We start from the raw sequence: 15,997 nt of genomic DNA on the forward strand, positions 1-15,997 counted from the left end.
CCTTACGGCTAATTAAAATTCTCTGCGTGCAACATTGATCCTGGCAGCTTCTTGTTGATCAATATGCTCAATGCGAATAGCACATTGTTTAAAAGCGGGCTGACGTGAATGAGGATCTAACAAACCAAGAGATAAACGGTTGACACAGTCATGATAGTGCATGGGAATAAATACTGAGTTTCTCGCCACGCGTTGGGTAAGCTGCGCGATAACTACTGCATCGCCTCTTCTTGACACCAAGCGAATATATTGCATATTACTGATGCCGAGTTCTTTAGCGGCATCAGGGTTAATTTCCATATAAGCGGTGGGGCTAAATTTATTTAAGTTACCTAACTTGCCTGTTTTAGTACGTGTGTGGAAGTGTTCTACCACACGACCGCTGTTTAGCCAAAAAGGAAAATGCTCATCGGGTACTTCATTATTTTCAATGTAATCCATTGCCATAAGATTGGCTTTGCTATTCGCCGTGGGAAATACACCGTCGCCATATAAACGGGGATTTCCCTGCTCTTCCCCTTCACGCATTGGCCATTGAATGCCATTTTGCTTTTGGATTAAATCGTGACTCATACCAGAGATATCGAGATTGCGCTTTTCGCCTTTGGATAGCACTTTCATCTCATCAAAAATTTCTTCTGTCGTCTCAGGAAAATGAATCCCTTCAGCGTTCTTGTAACGTTTGGCAATTTGGTTAAAAATCCAGTGATCAGGCTTTGCCTCACCAGGAGGCTCAACAAACTTACGCACGATGTTAACTCGACGCTCAGTATTCGTTTGCACTCCCTCTTTTTCTCCCCACACTGCAGCAGGCAAAAAGGCATTGGCATAGTGTGCGGTTTCACAGTCAGCATAGCCGTCTTGCACCACAGTAAACTCTAATTTTTCCATCGCTTTTTTAATTCGTCCTTGATTAGCCATGGAAGTTAGAGGATTGGTCGCCACTACCCATAGAGCTTTAATTTGCCCAGACTCTATGGCAGGAAATATATCGGTCTGTTGCAATCCGCGCTTTTTCGGGAAAAATTCAGGGTCGACTCCCCAGAATTTAGCGATTTCATCTCTATGCTCAGGCTTTTCAAGTAAACGATAGCCTGGCAATCCTGAACAGGAAGACCATTCTCTAGATCCCATGGCATTGCACTGCCCGGTTATAGATAGACTGGTACCACCTGGAACACCGATATTACCCGTAATAAGGTTCAGGTTATTGATACCACATACACCATCACTGCCATGAGTACTTTGGTTGATTCCCATTGTCCAGATAGACATAGCAGAAGGTGCGTTGGCGTAGATACGAGCCACATGACGAATCATATCTTCATCGATGCCACATATTTTGGCGGCGGTAACAGGATCATACTTATCTACCACAGCTTTGAAGCTAGCAAAGTCATTGCAGTGAGCATCTATGTAATCTTGCTTTTGCAGACCTTCATGCAAGATTACGTGAGCCAAACTATTGAGTAATACAAGATCAGTACCCGGTGTAATAGGGAGATGAATATCGGCAAATTGCGCCAACATAGTTACACGTGGATCGACCACAATTAAAGGGAATTTACGTTTTTCTAGCGCCTCTTTTAAACGCCAATAAATAATAGGATGTTGCTCAGGGAGGTTTGAACCAAAAGCCATTAAGCAGTGGGTTTCCTCGAAATCAGCATAACAACCGGGAGGGCCATCAGAGCCAAACGAGCGCTTATAGCCAGACACAGCAGAAGCCATACACAACGTGGTATTGCCATCATAGTTATTGGTGCCGATAACACCACGCACTAGTTTGCCAAGGGTATAGAACTCTTCGGTCAACAGCTGTCCGGTAGAAACGACAGCGATACTATCGGGGCCATAGGTTTGTGCAATCCTCTGAAATTCACAGGCAACCTTATCTAGAGCTTCATCCCAACTTGCTTGTTGATAGGGCTCATACACCTTATCTCGCAATAACGGCACAGTGCCACGGCCACTAGAATCAGACAGTTCGTGTTCGAATAAGCCTTTAATACACAATTTCCCTCTGTTGACATCAGCACTTCCTTTACCACGACTGGTAACAGGTTTACCTTCAGAGTTAAGACCTACTTCAATAGTACAACCAGTGGAACAGTATCCACACACAGCATATTTCCACTCTTGCACTTGTTTATCGACGATTTTTATCGGCTTACGATTTTTTCGACCAAATAACACGCAACACCCCTGGATATTTTTATATGAGTTATTTTGGTGCTCTTTCTTTCAGTTAATCCTCTAAGCCAGAGTTATTGGATGTTTGGTACGCTGAAAAAAGCATCGATACGGAGCACTAAAAATTAAAAAGGCACCACCCAGGGGCTTTTTATGCCAAAACAGGGCTGAAATCCTTAATATGGGAAGATATCAACAAGAAATGTGCCACTAGGTCTGAAGTAAAGAGTCTTAACGGGAAAAGACAGAGAGTTTCGGAGTAGTAATAGAAGTAGAGATAATTGTGGACTGATTTGCGTTTTGTCGCAAAAATCAACATATTTTCTGGCAAGGGCTTTACCTTAGTACTATAAAAATATTAGATTCTAGGCTCACCTTCAAAACTGTTCGTCTATCGTAGGCTAGTACAAACACAATGGAATTAAACGCGTCATTACATTCATCTATTGCTTATCGCACAAATTTGCAAAACGCGAGTAATCGCGATCTGACTGATGACGCTAGCAGGCAAAAAAGCGCCCCAACACAAATCAATACCAATAGTGAACTGGATCACTCAAAAGGAGAGCAACGAGCGAGTACAGTTATCGAAGGTAATGTGCGAAACAGCAGGGTTGAAGTAGTCAATCAAAATGCTCGTTCAAACGCCAATAGAGTATTGCAAGAACCCGCCCGTGCCGAAATTATCCGCGAAAATGAAAATGACGTAACCGAGCTCAAGCCCCTCGTCATTAATCAATCCCAAAATCCAGCTACACGCGCCTTTGCCAGCGTAGCGACTCAAAATTCCGACTTTCGTCTCATCGACATATACGTTTAGCGTAAATTAATCCTACATTCACTTTTAATTAGGTATGATGAACCCCATTTAGAACATTTTGTCTTATATGGAGCCGGTCATCTCACCAATGAGCGGCCTTTTGCATAAATATCACTCAGACCTTTTAGGGAAATCCTAATGCGTAATATTATCGATAAAGCGTTTACCGCCGCTTTTTTGACCATTGCTGTGTCATCCTTTTCACATGGGGAAACACTTAACGAGATATATCAACAAGCACTCCAGAATGATCACCAGTTTAGAGCCGCAAAAGCTGCCTATCTTGCGGGCAAGGAAGAAAAGAACAGAGGCCGAGCAGGACTTTTGCCACAAGTAGTGGGTACGGCAAATAAAACCGAAGGTGAGCTCGAAGAAAGTGGTACTAGATTTAACCAACCAGTTAATACAGATCCCGCCGATTCAGAATCAACGCTATACCAAGTTGTTCTTACTCAGCCACTATTTGATATGGCTGCATGGCATACATACCAACGAGGCAAGTTAGATAGCAAAGTAGCACACGCTGAATATGAAGCTGCTCGCCAATTACTTATTAGACGTGTAGCGGAGGCTTATCTTAATGTGCTTTTAGCAGTCGATAACTTCGAGACTGCACGAGCAGAAGAAAACGCCAACTCCCACCAACTTGAGCAAACGCGTAAACGTTTTGAGGTAGGTCTAACGGCTATTACTGATGTTCACGAAGCTCAGGCCTCTTATGATAATTCACTGGCGCGCAGGTTATTACAAGAAGGTAATGTAGGGATTGCTTTTGAAGCATTAGAAGTGATTACCGGGCATAGCTATCGCTACTTAGCTCCGTTAAAAGAAGACTTCCCGATCAATCCGCCAAGCCCTATCGATCGTGAAGAATGGGTTCAATTTTCGATGGATAATAATTTTACTCTAGCTGCAGCTTCGCTGCGTTCTAAGTCTTCACAACAATCAGCGAAAATAGCTAGAGCCGGCCACCTACCTACTGTTGAAGCAAACTTAAGTTACTCTGATTCAAATGACGTCAATAACTTTTCTAATGTTGATAGAACAAGTAGTGGTGTATCTATAGATTTAAGACTTCCCATTTTCTCTAGTGGCGGCGTATCTGCAACACGTAGACAAGCAGCACAGCGCTACTACGAAGCCAAGGAAAATTATCTGCAAGCTAGACGAGATACCATTCAGAATGCACGCTCATCTCATTTGACCGTTGTCACCGACGTAGCTACTGTCAAAGCAAGAAGACAGGCTATTACATCAAGCCAGAGTGCTTTGGAAGCAACCCAAGCCGGTTATGAAGTTGGAACCCGCGATTTAGTAGACGTATTAATCGCCCAGCGCACATTGTATACCGCGCAAAGGGACTACTCTGACTCACTCTACACTTATATTCAAGATACACTGCGCTTAAAAGAAGTGGCCGGTATTTTAACTGAAAAAGATATTGTAGAACTGGATAACTGGCTGGATACAAGCCGTCAAGTCAATCGTGAAATTCAGTAAGTGATTTTACTGCTAAATTAGATAATATAATAGTACTTATCTTTTAATTAAGTATTTGCATACACCTCATACAGAACGCTCTTTAGTTCTCGCGATCAATACCAAACCATAGCCGCTCACGGCTATGGTCATTTCCTAGACTTTGTACTAAATTTCTGTAGCCCATAAAACGAAAGCACATTTAAAGCGCTCAACTATGAATACAAGCCGGGAAGTTAAAGTATCCTATTTAACTTCTATAGCATACATTTTTACCCACAATATATTGTTAACAAAAAAACATACACAATAAAATTTATTCAAAAATATAACATTTACCTATTTATGCACAAACATAAGTGAACTAACAAATAGATAGTGTCACCAACCAATCAAATAAATATATTTAAATTAGTTAATAAGACGACATTTAATAATATCAACAAAAATAGGTTCAGCGAAAAATGTATAACTACCGCCAAAATATTGGGCCATCTCAAAGTGGCCATTCGAGGTTATCGGGAACTACCTCTCCAGCTCAAATACGAAAAGCCCAACAAACAAATTCAGCTTCTGAAACTCAACCACTTTTCATACAAAATGCATCCTCATCTCTTACACAAAAAAACGAAAGAGCATCATATTTTATTGACAAAGAAACAGCGAATGAAATTGCAGAGATGAGATCACCGATAAGCACCCCAAATGCAAAAAAATACCAAGGGGTTGACAGAGTAAATAAAGAACTTCGGCATATTGCTTCAGCTGTTTTTACCGCAGCTAAATCATCGGGCTTAAATATGGTAGAAGTTCAATGTTCAGTATTAGATGGTACTTTACATATCTCATCAAACTTTCACAGTGACAAGATAATTCAATCACTTCAGGAGTCTCTTAACAAAGACTATCGTGCCGAAGAAAAAAGCTATAGGCCCGCAGACTTCAACGATTGGGAAGATGTATATGATAGCCGAGAACATAGGCACGCAACAAAACTTAATGATTTTGTAGACTCCGATAGCCGCATGAAAAGCATCGTCAGGAATATGCGAAGAGAAATACGGCAAGATGTAGGTGTTCCTCACAATACCAATCTCAATAACGAAGAAATCGCTAGTCAAGCAGTTAATATGTTAAAAGATATTAGAGCTGCACTCGTGAAGCTGAAAGATGGCGATTCTAGCAGCATAATGATACATGCCCCTTTAAAGTCTAGCGCTGATGAAAAAACAAGGGAAACCACACACGCGGAACAAAATATACAAGAGTATATTGCAACGCAAGGCCAACAGGCACTCCAATCTGTAAGAAAAAATCATGGCATAGAAGACACATCTAATGTCATCGTTCCAATGGCAGGAAGATTCGTCGCATGTGCAACATGTAATGAAGTTGAACATGTGGCAAAGTCTTCCGAGAGAGGTTTCTTTAACCCTGAATCCAACCAAGCTGTATTGCATCGGGCAACATCTCGAGTTGGCCGTGCATTTCCAGGAGAGAGACAATATATCGCTCATAATACTCTAAGTTCAGATTCACACGAAGCTATATCAAGAGCTAAGGATATAGCCCATCAATTTGCATTAGGAAAGAGCGGGAATCTATCTTCTCATCATAAAGAACTAGTGACACCTTATTCTTTTGACACAGATAGCGATTCTGATCCAGAAGATAAAAAGCCTAGGAGGCCCGCAAACAGCTAGGCTTTTTCCAAAGTATTATAGAACCTACCTTCTTGCATGATAATTAAGCTTAGAGAATGTACGGGTCAGTTTTTTACAATTTACACATACTGACCCGCACAGTAACCACTAGCCCAAGCCCACTGAAAATTAAAGCCTCCCAGCCAACCTGTTACATCTAATACTTCACCAATAAAATACAAACCCGAAACTTGTTTAGCTTCAAATGTTTTAGATGAAACTTCATTGGTATCAACACCGCCTCGTGTGACTTCGGCTGTTCGATATCCTTCTGTTCCAGGAGGGATGATCTGCCAGCGATGAAAACATTGTGCGAGCCTTTCGATTTCATCATCGTAATATTGATTGACTGGTTTATTAACGAGATGGCGTTCAAGCCATGTGTGAGCAAAACGTTTAGGAAAATATTTTGCTAATAGATTTTTAAGTTCTGACTTATTTCCACAAGCACGCCACTGCGCTAATAATTCGCTAATATTATCTCCTGGTAAAAAATCAATGGTGACACTTTCTCCAGCATGCCAATAGTTGGAAATCTGTAAAATAGCAGGCCCACTCAAACCACGATGCGTAAACAATAAAGCCTCGCGAAAACTTTGTTTACCACAAGAGACCTCTACATCAACAGATAAGCCAGATAAGTTACTCGCAATTTTCAACCACTCATCGTGTAAAGTGAATGGAACTAGTGAAGCCTGGGTAGCAGTACATGTGATATTAAATTGTTTGGCAATTTCGTAACCTTTGCCACTAGCTCCCATAGTAGGAATAGACAAGCCTCCGGTTGCCACAACCAGTGACTGGCAGCGTATTTTTCCCATATCGGATATAAGTAAAAAGCCATTATCCGTTTGTGTAATGGCCTTAACTGCACACTTAGTTTTAATTTCCACATTGGCATTGCGACATTCTTCAAGAAGTATATTTAGTATATCTCGTGAAGAATTATCACAAAATAATTGGCCCTTTGTTTTCTCATGATAAGCTAAGCCATAACGATCAATAAGTTCGATAAAGTCAGAAGATGTATAGCGGCTTAGGGCTGATTTACAAAAGTGCAGATTATCTGATAAATAGTTACTTGCATCGATATTGAGGTTAGTGAAATTACAACGCCCCCCTCCGGACATTAATATTTTCTTACCAACTTTATTAGCGTGATCAAGAACAAGCACATTACGCCCCCTGTAGCCAGCAGTTGCTGCACACATAAGCCCAGCGGCTCCTCCTCCAAGAATGACACAATCCACATGTATTACTTTGCTGCTCAAACTTTCCTCTACCTATATATCGTTCTAACGCCTGATGATCTAATGCCATAATTAGACATAAATTAGAATAATTTTGCCATATTTATACTCAGATGTGCCTTGATTGAGTGATTTAATATTTTCCATAAGCCCAAAAACTCTACAACAGGAAAATATTATGTGCTTTGATCGACGCAAACCCCCTAAGCATTTGATTATTAAAGATGACTATCATTCAGACAAAAATTTTGGCTTCGGCTGGATTTTGGCAGCGGTAGTTATCCTGCTCGCAGGTATGTTTATTTCTATCGCAGTGAACGCGCAGGGCCCAACACAATTAGTAATGAGTGGCAGTCCATAAGACGCTAACTGCATCAAATAGATATCAGATCTAAAATCGATAACGATACGTGTTTGATTTAGACTAGAGCCTGTTAGCACTAACAGCTAATAATCCTCAGGTGGCGGAGCTACTCGCAATACTTCAGATAAACTGGTTAGGCCCATAGCAACCTTATGTGCACCGGATAATCGTAATGTCCTCATGCCTTCTCGCATGGCCTGTTGTCGCAGCTTAATTAAATCACAATCATCACTTATGAGCTGCTTTAGATTCTCGCTCAACATTAAGATTTCGTATATCCCTTGTCGGCCTAGAAAACCAGTGTTTCTGCACTCTAAGCAACCAACAGGCTCACACACACTTTTAGGGCGATTTACTTTCCAAGGTTTAACCAAGTCATCCCAATCTTTGCTCTTTACTTCTGAGGTTTTCTTACAATGAGGGCAAAGTGCACGTACTAAACGTTGGGCCATAATACCCAGTAAAGTAGATTTAATCAGATAACTGGGAACACCCAGATCCAAAATCCGCGAAATCGCTGTCGGTGCATCATTAGTATGCAGAGTCGATATTACTAAATGCCCAGTTAACGCCGCTTGCACTGCCATTCTTGCCGTTTCAACATCACGGATTTCGCCCACCATAATAATGTCCGGATCTTGTCTCAGTAACGTGCGAATTCCAGCTGCAAAATCCAAATCGATATTGTGTTGAACTTGAGTCTGATTGAAGCTTTCCTCGACCATTTCGATAGGATCTTCAATCGTCGAGACATTAACTTCATCTGTGGAAAGGCTGCGTAAAGTGGAATATAAAGTGGTAGTTTTTCCCGACCCCGTAGGCCCGGTCACAAGCAGTATGCCGTGCGGACGATGAGCCATTTCATTCCAGCGTTTATAATCATCACCGTTTAGCCCGAGTTCCTCAAAAGAACGCAACAACACTTCCGGATCAAAAATACGCATCACCATTTTTTCACCAAAGGCGGTGGGCAGCGTCGACAAGCGTAATTCTGCTTCTGAACCATTTGGGCGTTTGGTCTTAATACGACCATCCTGCGGCTTTCTTTTTTCAGCAACATTCATTCTACCGAGAATTTTCAAGCGGCTTATAATGGCGATAGCAACCATTGCAGGGAATTCATAGATATCATGGAGAATGCCATCGATACGGAACCTTAAGCGTGTTTTTTCCCTGCGAGGCTCAATGTGAATGTCGCTAGCACGCTGATCAAAGGCGTAGTTAAGCAACCAATCAACAATATTAACAATGTGCTGATCGTTCGCCTCTGGGTCTTTTAACGCTCCTAGCTCAAGTAACTGTTCAAAATTTACAATACCACTGGAGCGGCTGGTTGGGCCACCCTCCTCAGCACCAGATACTGACTTAGAAAGCGAGTAAAATTCTACACGCAGGCGTTCTATTTCTGAAGGCGAGGCAATAACACGTCGAATTTGTTGTTGAACAGTTTGGCTGATCTGCTCCTGCCATTGCATAAGATAAGGCTCAGTCACTGCAATAACGACTTCATCAGCGGTATAGTCCACACATAGCAAGCCATGGCGTTTTGCAAAAGCATAAGACATAATGCTGCAGGCTTTAGCCACAGGAACTTTCATCGGATCGATATGGTAGATAGGTAAGCCTGACTTCTGCGATATCCAGTCTGTCAGGAACATTTCATCAACGATTTTCCCATCCAACTGCTTATTATCTAGCTTTTGTGCAGCAATGTAAGTAAGTATGTGCATGGCCGCATGCTCTTTTGAACGCGGTTCACCCATTAAAAAGTTGGCATCACGCCGTCCAATGATCCCTTCATCCGCAAGTTCCATCAATACAGTACGGAGATTCAATGAACGTTCCACATTGATCGTGGATGATGATGATATTGTTGCCATACCAGCTCCTAAATGCTGCCATTTTTATACATGAAATAACTTTACCACATTCTCACAAGAGTCTTGATCCGGAAACCTAGTTCCTAACCCCGTAGCACCTTTTTGGCTCTGCTAAAAAAATATACAAACAAAGATACCGTATTTAGGGCACAATATTTCAAATCTACAATACATGTACTAAGGTGCAAGCTATATGAAACTTGAGATTTACCAGATAGATGCTTTTGCACATGCTATTTTTGAAGGCAATCCAGCCGCTGTTTGTGTACTAGACACCTGGCTGCCTGATGTCTTGATGCAAGCAATTGCTGGAGAAATGAACTTAGCAGAGACAGCTTTCCTGGTAAAAAAAAATGATGGCTACAGAATACGCTGGTTCACTCCCACCACCGAAGTAAAACTGTGCGGTCATGCAACACTCGCTTCAGCCCATGTATTGTACGAGCACTTGAATCACAAGAAAGAGCCAATTCGATTTTATTCGCAAAGTGGAGTACTAATTGCCAGTCCAGAATCCGCAAATTACATATCCTTAGATTTTCCTGCTAACCCCCCAAAACCACTGGATTTAACGCAGGAAATGATCGATGCATTAGGCGGCAATCCAATTTCAGCGCTAGCGGACGACGATTTGATCGTAGTTTACAGTGATGCCACAGAAATAGAAATTTTATCACCGGATATTAGCAAAGTAGCCAAACTACCCTACCGAGGCGTCATTGCCACGGCTCCAGGCAATGGTAACGGTTATGATTTTGTCTGCCGTTTCTTCGCTCCGGCTGTTGGTGTAAATGAAGACCCAGTGACTGGCTCAGCCTATACAGAACTTGCGCCTTACTATTTTGATTACTTTAAAAAGCAGAAGTTTCTAGCTCGTCAAATGTCTAAAAGAGGTGGGGATGTCAATGTTACCTTTGCCGGTGACCGTGTGCATATTGCAGGCGCTGCAAAAACTGCTTTAATCGGCTCGCTTTATCTTAAATAAGAGAGGTAATCGTACTCCTAACTTTAGGGCGCCTCTAATAATTGGATTTCGTCCTCTGGCTTAGCGAGCGGTTCATGCACAATGCAAAATTTTGAGGCATGCTGGTGGCCTGTTGAAAAATTTTAACACCGTGCATGGATCGTTCGATATGCCCCAAAGGGCGTGGCCCGGCGGGCTTTATTGCGACGTTGGATTGCTTGAAAAGGCCACCAGCCTTACGCAGCGCAATCCGTCTTGCACTAAAGCCCGACAGACCCGTTCAGAGGTCTAAACCAATTATTTAGAGGCGCCCTTTATTAGGATAGTAATCTAAGGTAATTTTATTTTACACTTATGACACAGTATTCCTGTTGATGCTATCAAAAAATGCAGGAGACTCACGTTAAGATACGCACTAGTTAGTGACTAATTTTTAATAAATAATGGCTGAGCATTCGCATTATGGCAGAACAACATCAATACGTTGAATGGTTTCGACAATCTTCGCCTTACATACACAACCATCGCGGAAAAACTTTTGTGGTCATGCTACCAGGAGATTGCCTGGCACAAAATACTACAGCGAATATCGTCAGTGATTTGGTATTACTGCAAAGCCTAGGAGTTAAGTTGATCATTGTGCATGGCGCTAGACGCCAAATTGATGAGCAGCTGGCACTCAAAAATATCACTTCCTCTTTTTACAATGGACTTAGAATAACAACGAAAGATGACATACCAGAAGTTCTTAAAGCGATAGGCGCAGCTCGCTTTTCGTTAGAGGCCAGTTTTTCTTCAGGTATGCCAAACTCCCCAATGCACGGCGCCAAAGTGCGTGTGCATTCTGGCAACTTCATCACTGCCATGCCACGCGGTATTATTGATGGTGTCGATTATCAATATACAGGAACGGTGCGTGCAGTAGACACCGCGGCTTTATTAGATGCCCTAAACCAAAAAGATTTAGTCCTAATCTCTCCCCTTGGGTACTCCCTTACCGGCGAGTCGTTTAATCTTTCTTTTGCCGATATCGCAGTACAAGTGGCCGTTGAAATTGGGGCAGACAAACTCATTGCCTACAACGACGATGGTCAAATTGTCGATAGCGAACAGAAAGTTTATCGCGAAATGACTCTACTTAAATGCGAAAAATTCCTGGTTGATAAACAACACCGAAACCAGAGTAATACTTATTTTTCCTTACGTGCATGTCATAAAGCCTGTGATGGAGGTGTATCACGTGCACATGTTATATCCTCAGAAGAAGATGGAGCACTGCTCAAAGAATTATTTACTCGCGATGGATCTGGCACTATGGTCTATCGAGATAACTATGAAACTATACGACGTGCACGTATCCAGGACGTGGGTGGAATCCTCAATCTCATTGCTCCGCTTGAGAAAGAAGGTATTTTAGTTAAACGCTCAAGAGAAAGGCTTGAAACTGAAATCAGCTACTTTACTGTGATGGAGAAAGACAATCTTCTGGTGGGGTGTGCAGGCCTCTACCCAATGGAGTCAGATGCCGCTGCTGAGCTTGCATGTGTCGCCATACATCCGAATTATCGTAAAAATGGGCGAGCCGCCAAACTACTAACTCATATTGAGCGCCAAGCCTCTAGACTTTCCATCAAGCAGCTATACGCTCTCACCACGCAGACATCTCACTGGTTTATTGAACAAGGCTTCACTGAAACTCATGTTGATATGTTACCCGTGGAGCGACGCTCACTATACAATTATCAACGAAAATCAAAAGTTTTTATTAAACAAATACAAGAATAAAACTTTCTTGAAGAACTATAAGCAAAGCAGGCTTTTATATTTTTAGATATATAAAAGCCTGTTCGTGTATTTATCTTAAAGCGCCATTGAGTATCTAAATCAGCAGATTAAGGATTTATTGCCTAAACTTATATCTAATTAGGCACTATTTATGAATCTGCTCTATGAATCCATTGCTAAATCAAGATCCTAAAGATCTCAAACAAATCGATATCGTAAAAATCTATAGCAATAAGAAATGTTTAGTTATTGACGATTTTCCAGAGATTCGAGGGTCACTAAGCCGGACATTAAAAACCTTTGGCGCAGCCTCTGTGGATACCGCAGCCGATGGCGAAGACGCAATAAAACTTTGCAGCAGCAAAGGTTACGATATTGTTATATGTGATTATAACCTGGGTAATGGTAAAGATGGGCAGCAGGTTTTAGAGGAAGTACGATTTTTACGCGTGCTAATGATGACAAGCTTGTTCGTTATGATAACAGGAGAGTCTTCCCGCCATATGGTATTAGGCGCACTAGAGTGTCAACCTGATGACTATATAACCAAACCCTATACAGAAGCTTCTTTAAAATTACGTTTAAACAAAGCTATTATTCGCCATGAATCTCTTTTACATATAAAGAGCGCAATTTCAAAAGGAGATTACAGAGACGCTTTAGATGAATGCAATAGAATGATCGCAGAAGGACACCGCTACGCTCCTGACTGCTTAAAAATGAAAGGGCAGCTTCACTTTCTACTTAAACAAATGAAAGAAGCTAGCAAAGTGTACGAAAGTGTTCTTGGTAAAAAACCTGTTATATGGGCGAAACTTGGTATGGCGAAAACCCAAATTGCTATGGGTCATTTTGACACAGCCGAAAAAGTTCTCAATGAAATTATTGCAGAAGATGAGCGCTACGTAGAAGCGCACGACATGCTAGCGGAAGTTCATAGCTCAAAAGGAGATTTGCTGGCGGCCCAAAATTGTACTGCCAGCGCAACTAAAATTTCACCAAAATCTATCCTCAGGCATAGAAAACTTGCTGACCTTGCAGAACAAAACCACGATGATGAAGTAGCGCTTAAGTCCCATCAACAATCGATTAAGTGGGGCTTAAATTCGTGCCATGAATCAGAGCAGGATTATTTCAATTATGCCCGCAAAGTGTCAGACGTAGTTAAAGGAGACGATTCTAGCGACTCCAAGAATCTTGCTAAAAATGCTAGTACTTTTCTCGAACGAGCACGCAAACGTTATTCCTCAAAACCCGAGGTTATGGCGCAGGCACAGATGGTGGAAACCCAGTTACACAGTTCACAAGGTAATGAAGCGGCAGCACAGAAGTCCCACGATAAAGCCAAAAAGATGTTCCAAGATTTAGCCTCGCCACCGATAGAAGCAAGCCTTGAGTTTGCACGCTCACTACATGCTATGGACGAAGAGGAAGAAGCTCGCGAATTGCTAACCAAACTTGCTGCTCGTCATGAAGGCAAAGAAGATATTATGAGAGTAATTGACGGCATCACTGGAGAACCAATTACCGAAGCGGGTAAGAAAGTCGCTTCAGGCCTTACCAAGAAAGGTATCGGCTCTTACGAAAGTAAAGACTTTGACGCTGCAATTAACGTATTTAGTGAAGCACTCGTTACCTACCCCAAACATGTGGGCCTAAATCTCAACCTAGTACAAGCCATTATCTCACAAGCGCAAAATGCTGGCTTCAACGAAAAACATGAAGCTATTATAAAACGCTGCTTACGGGCGGTAGGTAATATTGGTGAATCTCACAAGCAATATAAACGTTATAGTTTTCTTACCAAGCAGCTAGCTAAGCATTACCCAGATGCTCTGCTGTCTTAGGGACTAGGGACTTCGCTAATTCCACTCATCTCTATTGTTCACTTAGAAAAACGTTACCATATAATTGTAGAGCCGCTTCTTAAAGCGCCGCACGGCTTCAATATGTATGCCATATTAAAGCCATGCCGCCAAACAACTAAAGGACTATTAGGTTTGTTGTGTATGCGAAGGCGTGCCGAGAATACGCCATATAAATTCGTACATCGCTTTTTTGATTAACAAAGCATACATCCTTTTCTTCGCATAAGGTATTGGGAAAGATTCCAAAAATTTACGCGCTTCTTCAGGCTTAGCATGTGGGCCTTCTAATCTGTATTGAGCAGAAAATTGTGTGCCAAACCACATTTTCAGATACCAATTTCGATCTTTAAAAAACGAAGGAATTTTTGGTTTGCAGCCCACTAATTCAGCAAGAGAATCAATATAGGTATTATAATTTACCAAAGAAGATATATGGGGTGTAATATGATATTCATTCTCCCAATATAAACGATCTTTTTGGGTCTGCTGAATGCGATCAGCTAGATTCGGAAGCTCCATCTTATCACTACACAACTGAGCGAAATAACGGCTTTGCATTTCTGAAAGAGAGGGAATTCCACCTTGGTGAGGCCTTGCAAAACCGATAAATGCCAGTGACTTATCATAGTCGTGATGGAACATTTGTTTGTATAAATTTCTTATATTATCGATCTTCAAGTCAAGGAAAGGGAATGTTGTTTTAAACCCAGTACAAAACATTATTGTGTCAATTTTCTCTTCACGACCGTCCTTGAATATCACGGAATCTTTTGTCAGTCGCTCTATACCACTGAAATTAGTATCTACTTCGTTATCTACAATATGAGTAAACAATCTCTCATTCTTAGTAATTACCTGATGCACAGGTGATCCAGATTTTCGTGTCCACTCTATGCGTTTTACCATAGCTGGATTTTTACTTCCAAGAGACTTCCTAAGAATTCTTTCAACTATCTGCTTGTGCACCTTATAAGGAAAATAGTGAATAATCCTTGAAGTAAACACAGAGGTATCGATAGTAAAAAAAGGATCCTTCTGAAATGGAATAACTCGCGGAGCAACAGCCGGGTAACGACGTAGAGAAAGAAAACATTTATCTGTTACTGTTGAGATTTCAGCTGTAATATCTGACGAGCTTTCTCCAAGCCCTAAACACAGCACACGCTTACCTTCATAAGGTTCTTTGTTAACATAATCTTTTGAGTGATAGACCTCACCTTGGAAAGTATCCAAACCTTCAATATCAGGAATCTTAGGTTCCTGAAACATACCAGAGCATATAGCAACAGAGTCAAAAATTTCTTGCTTCTCTACTCCATCATGAGTTTTTGTGGAAACTAACCAGCTTGTCCCATCTCTTTCTAAAGCACTCACCTCAGTACCAAAATTTATGTGTGGGAATAAGCCATTTTTATCCATGTACTTACGTAGGTAATCGGTATAATTTCTAGCAGTCCAAAACTTCATGCGCTCTTCAGTTGGTACAAAGTCGGAAAAGGCCATAAAGTAGTTTGTAACAGTTAAGTTCAACGAATCATATGCAAAACCGTCATTTGAGAATACACCACCAAAGCTTTGGTTTTTTTCGAAACAGGTGACGTCGTGCCCCTCTTCTTTCAGCTCTTTTACGGCAGCGATCCCCGATAAGCCTGCACCTATAACAGCCACTTTTCGTTTCATAAGAACTTCCT

At 41.6% G+C, this 15,997-nt stretch carries 11 protein-coding genes; 7 read left to right on the plus strand and 4 right to left on the minus strand.

The genetic code is table 11. The features are described from left to right. Positions 1-12 precede the first annotated feature (12 nt). Positions 13-2,196 carry a molybdopterin oxidoreductase family protein gene (locus BVC89_RS25455; RefSeq protein ID WP_086933908.1) on the minus strand — a complete coding sequence of 728 codons (2,184 nt, stop codon included), beginning with the start codon at positions 2,194-2,196 and terminating at the stop codon, positions 13-15. Positions 2,197-2,608: 412 nt separating this feature from the next. Between BVC89_RS25455 and BVC89_RS25460 the strand changes: the two genes are divergently transcribed. From BVC89_RS25460 to BVC89_RS25470, 3 genes are all read left to right on the plus strand, one after another. Further along, positions 2,609-3,013, plus strand: a complete 405-nt coding sequence (locus BVC89_RS25460) for a hypothetical protein (RefSeq protein WP_086933909.1) — start codon at positions 2,609-2,611, stop codon at positions 3,011-3,013. A 138-nt stretch (positions 3,014-3,151) separates the two neighbouring features. Continuing rightward, entirely contained in the window at positions 3,152-4,513 is a 1,362-nt protein-coding gene (locus BVC89_RS25465; RefSeq protein ID WP_086933910.1) for a TolC family outer membrane protein, read from the plus strand. 443 nt (positions 4,514-4,956) lie between these two features. Further along, the gene (locus BVC89_RS25470) at positions 4,957-6,195 is read left to right on the plus strand and encodes a hypothetical protein (RefSeq protein WP_086933911.1); all 1,239 of its coding nucleotides are present in this window, start codon (positions 4,957-4,959) and stop codon (positions 6,193-6,195) included. An 80-nt stretch (positions 6,196-6,275) separates the two neighbouring features. Here the strand turns inward: BVC89_RS25470 and BVC89_RS25475 are convergent, their stop codons facing one another. Beyond that, positions 6,276-7,466, minus strand: coding sequence for a BaiN/RdsA family NAD(P)/FAD-dependent oxidoreductase (locus tag BVC89_RS25475; protein WP_425428337.1), 1,191 nt, complete (start codon positions 7,464-7,466; stop codon positions 6,276-6,278). Between the two features lie 157 nt (positions 7,467-7,623). Here BVC89_RS25475 and BVC89_RS25480 point away from each other — a divergent pair, with 157 nt between their 5' ends. Continuing rightward, the gene (locus BVC89_RS25480) at positions 7,624-7,806 is read left to right on the plus strand and encodes a hypothetical protein (protein ID WP_086933912.1); all 183 of its coding nucleotides are present in this window, start codon (positions 7,624-7,626) and stop codon (positions 7,804-7,806) included. An 86-nt stretch (positions 7,807-7,892) separates the two neighbouring features. On the opposite strand, the gene tfpB is transcribed toward BVC89_RS25480, so the two are convergent. Then, positions 7,893-9,689 (minus strand): type IV pilus assembly ATPase TfpB, encoded by a 1,797-nt coding sequence (gene tfpB / locus BVC89_RS25485; protein WP_086933913.1) that lies wholly within the window; start codon positions 9,687-9,689, stop codon positions 7,893-7,895. 193 nt (positions 9,690-9,882) lie between these two features. Here tfpB and BVC89_RS25490 point away from each other — a divergent pair, with 193 nt between their 5' ends. From BVC89_RS25490 to BVC89_RS25500, 3 genes are all read left to right on the plus strand, one after another. Continuing rightward, complete coding sequence (locus tag BVC89_RS25490; protein WP_086933914.1) at positions 9,883-10,674, plus strand: PhzF family phenazine biosynthesis protein; 792 nt, start codon at positions 9,883-9,885, stop codon at positions 10,672-10,674. A gap of 441 nt (positions 10,675-11,115) precedes the next feature. Then, the gene (gene argA, locus BVC89_RS25495; protein WP_425428338.1) at positions 11,116-12,438 is read left to right on the plus strand and encodes an amino-acid N-acetyltransferase; all 1,323 of its coding nucleotides are present in this window, start codon (positions 11,116-11,118) and stop codon (positions 12,436-12,438) included. Between the two features lie 164 nt (positions 12,439-12,602). Further along, the gene (locus BVC89_RS25500; RefSeq protein WP_086933916.1) at positions 12,603-14,285 is read left to right on the plus strand and encodes a response regulator; all 1,683 of its coding nucleotides are present in this window, start codon (positions 12,603-12,605) and stop codon (positions 14,283-14,285) included. Positions 14,286-14,432: 147 nt separating this feature from the next. On the opposite strand, the gene BVC89_RS25505 is transcribed toward BVC89_RS25500, so the two are convergent. Further along, the gene (locus tag BVC89_RS25505) at positions 14,433-15,986 is read right to left on the minus strand and encodes a flavin-containing monooxygenase (RefSeq protein WP_158658123.1); all 1,554 of its coding nucleotides are present in this window, start codon (positions 15,984-15,986) and stop codon (positions 14,433-14,435) included. Positions 15,987-15,997: the final 11 nt, after the last annotated feature.

The sequence above is a fragment of the Agarilytica rhodophyticola genome (genome assembly GCF_002157225.2).
GTDB lineage: Bacteria > Pseudomonadota > Gammaproteobacteria > Pseudomonadales > Cellvibrionaceae > Agarilytica > Agarilytica rhodophyticola.

Coding starts and splice junctions, on each gene's coding strand:
- BVC89_RS25460 (WP_086933909.1), top strand. CDS start 2,609: ATGGAATTAAACGCGTCATTACATTCATCTATTGCTTATCGCACAAAT.
- argA (WP_425428338.1), top strand. CDS start 11,116: ATGGCAGAACAACATCAATACGTTGAATGGTTTCGACAATCTTCGCCT.
- tfpB (WP_086933913.1), bottom strand. CDS start 9,689: ATGGCAACAATATCATCATCATCCACGATCAATGTGGAACGTTCATTG.
- BVC89_RS25465 (WP_086933910.1), top strand. CDS start 3,152: ATGCGTAATATTATCGATAAAGCGTTTACCGCCGCTTTTTTGACCATT.
- BVC89_RS25500 (WP_086933916.1), top strand. CDS start 12,603: ATGAATCCATTGCTAAATCAAGATCCTAAAGATCTCAAACAAATCGAT.
- BVC89_RS25480 (WP_086933912.1), top strand. CDS start 7,624: ATGTGCTTTGATCGACGCAAACCCCCTAAGCATTTGATTATTAAAGAT.
- BVC89_RS25505 (WP_158658123.1), bottom strand. CDS start 15,986: ATGAAACGAAAAGTGGCTGTTATAGGTGCAGGCTTATCGGGGATCGCT.
- BVC89_RS25490 (WP_086933914.1), top strand. CDS start 9,883: ATGAAACTTGAGATTTACCAGATAGATGCTTTTGCACATGCTATTTTT.
- BVC89_RS25470 (WP_086933911.1), top strand. CDS start 4,957: ATGTATAACTACCGCCAAAATATTGGGCCATCTCAAAGTGGCCATTCG.